This window comes from Pseudonocardia charpentierae, from assembly GCF_031845345.1.
Lineage (GTDB): Bacteria > Actinomycetota > Actinomycetes > Mycobacteriales > Pseudonocardiaceae > Pseudonocardia > Pseudonocardia charpentierae.
In genome coordinates, this window is sequence record NZ_JAVREJ010000070.1 from 1 (window position 1) to 4,385 (window position 4,385).

Genomic DNA, 4,385 nt, shown 5'->3' on the forward strand with positions numbered 1-4,385 from the left:
CCGCTGCCGCATCGGCGTCCGGGCCGGGCTGGTCCTTGCTCACTCGGGTGTCCCTTCCGACCGCCGTGTCGATCACAGCGGTCGATCTTGGGTCACCCGCGGCTTACACGGTCGTCGTGACACGCCCAACCGGTGCTGATCGCCGTTCCGAACCCGAACCTCGAGCGCCTACATGCCACCCTATCCCCCGCCGAGGTCGCGCAGGTCCGCTGGCGCGATATGCGAGTGGCCGGCCGCAACCCGGGCCGGATCATCGGATCGGTACTCCGCGCCTTTGTCAACGAGCATTCCGGCCGCCGGGTCCGGATCGTCAGCGAGGCCGTCTGGCCCGACCGCACCGACCTGGAATACCAGGCCTGCGCCGAGCACGAAGCACTTCTCAACCTCGCGTTAGCCGACGCACCAGTCCACGTCCTGTGCCCGTACGACGCGGCCGCCCTCCCCCGGCACGTGCTGACCGACGCGGCCCGCACCCATCCCACCGTCACCTGGCGTGGTGAGCGCCGTGCCAGCGCGGCCTACACCGATCCCTACACTGCGGCGGCCTCCTTCGACGGCCCCCTTTCGCCAACCCCCGACGATGCCGAGATCCTCGTTGTCAACACCATCACCGGGCCGCGCACGGCCCGGCGCTTGAGCTATGAGTTCGGCCAGCGGATGGGGCTCCCGCCGCAGCGACTCGACGACCTGAAGATCACCGCTCACGAGCTCGCCCTGAACTCCATCTTGCACTCCGGTGGGGCCGGACTCCTGTCGATTTGGGCCGCTGAGGCCCATGTCGTGGTGCAGACCGAAGACGGCGGGCAGATCACCGATCCCCTCGTCGGTCGCCACCCTGCCGGGCCAGCGGAAATCGGCCACGGCCTCTCCGTCGTCCACCAAGTCGGCGACCTCGTCCGCATCCACCGCACCGAAAACGGCACCACCGTCCGCGCCTACTTTCGGCTGCCTCAACCGATCGAGCGCTCGGAGATCGGCGCCCAGACGATGGTCAACACCAGTCAGGAGGCGGCGAACGACGCGAGCCAGCGACCGGGGCGGCACTCCCGGTGACGGCGCGCCGCCAGGCGGTGGAGACGGGCAACATACGTCGCAGCGCCGCCACACGCTCGCGGCGGCGCCGATATGGCCCCATGTGGAGGAAACGCACCGCGGACCTCGCTGGTTCCATCACTCCGAGACGTCGGGATTTGACATCCGCGTGTGGTACTCCCGCATGGGCGTGTGGTGCTTCCCGATGGGTACGGCACTGGATGCCACCGTCGCGCTCCGCCCGCCGCTGCGCGTGGGGACACGACCAGGGATGCTGGTGGCGGACTTGGTCGCCCGAGGGGCGGAGAAGACACACATGACATTGATCGAGGCAGCCGACCGGCCCGGCTTTCGGCATGAGCTATTCATGCACCGCTCCCCGGAGGAGCTGCTGGAGTTCGTGGTCCCGTTCGCCGCGGACGGGGTGGCCGCGGAGGAACCGACCCTGCTGCTCGTCCGTCCCGACACCGCCGCGTCCGTGCTGCACCGGGTCGGGCCCTCGCCCTATCTCACCTACCAGCCGGCGTTAACCCACCCCGGGCGGCCGGCCATGCACCTGCGGGCCGCGCCCCCCATGCTGTCCGGCTACGCCCGGGTGATCCATCAGGAACCGGTGATACCCCCACCGCAGTGGCCCGAGTGGCGGCGGCTCGAAGCGGCGTTGAACCTCGCCCTGGGCCACCACAACACCTGGGCGGTCTGCGCCTACGACCAGCGCAGCCTCACCGCCGGCATGGTCGAGGACCTCCACGCCACCCACCCCCTGATCGGACACCCCGCCCGGCGCCGGCACGGTGCCGAGCACCGGCGCAACGACTACTACCAGGACCCAACCACGTTCCTCGGCCACACGCCGGACACCCCACCCGACCCGACGGAGCTGACCACCCCCACCGTGGAGCTCGTCGACCCGTCCCCGGCCACCGCCCGAGCCACCGTGCACTGGTACGCCAGCCAGCAACGGCTACCCACCGCCGAGGTTGACAACCTGGTCATCGCTACCCACGAAGTGCTCGCCAACGCGATCGTCCACGGACGGCCACCCACCGTGTTGCGACTGTGGGCGCAACTCGACCGGATCACTGTTACCGTGACCGACACCGGACCCGGCCCGACCGACCCCTTCGTCGGTCTCCTCCCGCCTGAGCTTTCAAATAGTTCTGGGCTCGGCCTATGGCTCAGCCACCAACTCGTGGACATCACCCGCCGCCACCCCCACGGCAACACCGTCCGGCTCGCCATCGCCCACACCGCCTCAGGGGCAAACGACCTCCACTGACGGCGACGCCGCCTCGTCTGCCGCCCAAAGTCGGCCTGTCGGTGTTGCCGGTGTCGGTCTTCGCACGATTCACCACGCACATAAGGATCGCAAAGTATGGCTCCGCATCCGTAGAGACGTCGGAATACGAGCCCCCATTCCATCGCGGGCCTCGGCGCAGTGCCGGTCGCCGGCCCTGACTCTTATCAAGTTGTTGATCTTGGCGGGTGAAGGTCGGGGTGACCTGCGGTTTCGCTGGTGGAGTCGTCTGGATCTGCGCACTAACTTGATCTCGTAGCCTGTGCTGTCGTGGCGTACGTGCGCATGGTGAGGGCTGCGTCGGGGGCGACTCTGGAGGCCAAGGCCCGCACCTTGGCCGGGTGGAAGGGCTACATCACCAACCTGACCCATCTAGACCTGACCCGTTGACAAACCGTCTAGACGGTCGGTGTGCTAACTTGGCGGTGTGGGCCTTCGCGATCGTGTCCTCGACGCACTGCAGCAGCTCGTGCTCGACGGCGATCCGGCACCGACGCTGGATGCGGTCGCGGCTGCCGCAGGCGTGAGCAAGGGCGGGCTGCTGCACCACTTCCGCGATCGTCGTGCGCTCGCGCACGGTCTGGTCCATCGCGCCGTGGCGGAGACCGACGCCGCGATGATGGCCGCGGCCGAGCGCGGCGCGGCCGCGGAGACGTGGTTGCGGCTGTCGGCCACCGACGGCCCGGAGCAGGCCGCAGCCAGAGCCCTGCTGTCCCTGCTGCGGGTGTCTGTCGGCAACGTCGACCTGCCACCCGAGGTCGACGTGGCCGTCCGTCGCTGGCAGTCCGCAATCGAGGCGGAGGTGGGCGACCCCGTACGCGCAGAGGTCATCCGACTCGTCGGCGACGGACTGTTCATCGAAGCACTGCTGGGCAGCCCTCCGGCTCCCGAGCGGCTCGATGCGCTCGTGGCCCACCTGCTCGTGAACACCGCAAACGGGCACGCCAGGGCACAGCGGTGAGCGCGGCCCTGCTGATCGTCGTCGCCGGGCTGGCCCTGCTCGACTCGCTGAATCCCGCCACGATCCTCGGCGTGGGGCTCATCCTGGTTCTACCCAGCCGTCACCCCGTCCGCGCAGCCCTCGCCTACGTGCTGGGCGCCTACCTCACCGTGCTTGCTCTCGGCGTCGGTCTCTACCTCGCCGCCGACGCTGCGGTCGAGGTGGTCGACGGTGGGCTGGTGTGGGTGCGACGGATGGCGTTCGGGCTGGCCGCACTCATGCTGCTGCGTTCGGCGATCCGGCGCCTGCGCCCGATGCGCCGCACACAGGTCGTTCTTCCTGCCTGGTTCACCCCCTGGACCGCGCTGCCGCTGGGTGCGGTCGTCACCGCAGCCGACCTGCCCAATGCCTTTCCCTACGCCATCGCCATCGAACGCCTGGTCGATGCCGGCGTCGCACCCTCCGCAGGCCTCGCCGTCCTCGCCGGCTACGCGCTGGTCTACTGCCTGCCCTGCCTGCTGTTGCTGATCGCCGGGGCTGCCTGGGGCGACCAGGTACGTCACTGGCTCCACAAGCTGTACAACCGCTTCGGCAGCGCTCGCGAGGTTCCGCGGAGCCTGCCTGCGGCGCTCGGTCTCGGCGTGCTCGCCGCGGCTGTCGCCGGGATCGCCGTCACCGCGTGACGGCACACACCCGATCCTCCGACCCTCCTCAGCGCGGACCAGCGCGTCCGGTGTCGACCGCTTCATCGCGGCGGGTGTCACGTGATGGTTCGATGCGCAGCCCCCGGTGACGCTCGCGGCGATCACGGGTCGCGTGGTCGTCGTGAGCTTCGCGTAAGGCTGGCCGGGCTGCACCGCGGCCACCGTCGCAGCGATCACAGCCGCGGGCGGGGCCGGCAGCCAGCTACTCGCCGCCGAAGACCCGCTCCCAACGACCTCCGCAACGCCCTCGCGCCGATCACCAGGCCCGAACGTGCGCACTAATTGATACTAAAGAGTTCGTTGGTTAGTGGACTCTGATCATGCTGTGATGTAGCGGAGGTCGGGGTCGGCGAAGAACGCGCGGATGATGTGGGGCATCTTCTGCAGCCGTCGTAGCGCACTGATGACCTTG

General features: G+C 69.1%; 4 protein-coding genes. All 4 read left to right on the forward strand.

Annotated features, from left to right (window positions below; all coding sequences use genetic code 11):
• The first annotated feature begins 132 nt into the window (after positions 1 to 132).
• Positions 133 to 1,053, forward strand: coding sequence for a sensor histidine kinase (locus RM445_RS31790; protein WP_311560565.1), 921 nt, complete (start codon positions 133 to 135; stop codon positions 1,051 to 1,053).
• Positions 1,054 to 1,399: 346 nt separating this feature from the next.
• Entirely contained in the window at positions 1,400 to 2,311 is a 912-nt protein-coding gene (locus RM445_RS31795; protein WP_311560566.1) for a sensor histidine kinase, read from the forward strand.
• Positions 2,312 to 2,756: 445 nt separating this feature from the next.
• Positions 2,757 to 3,290, forward strand: a complete 534-nt coding sequence (locus RM445_RS31800; protein ID WP_311560567.1) for a TetR/AcrR family transcriptional regulator — start codon at positions 2,757 to 2,759, stop codon at positions 3,288 to 3,290.
• Positions 3,287 to 3,952, forward strand: coding sequence for a GAP family protein (locus RM445_RS31805; RefSeq protein ID WP_311560568.1), 666 nt, complete (start codon positions 3,287 to 3,289; stop codon positions 3,950 to 3,952). Before RM445_RS31800 ends, RM445_RS31805 begins: the two co-directional genes overlap by 4 nt.
• Positions 3,953 to 4,385 lie beyond the last annotated feature (433 nt).

Coding starts and splice junctions, on each gene's coding strand:
- RM445_RS31795 (WP_311560566.1), top strand. CDS start 1,400: ATGCACCGCTCCCCGGAGGAGCTGCTGGAGTTCGTGGTCCCGTTCGCC.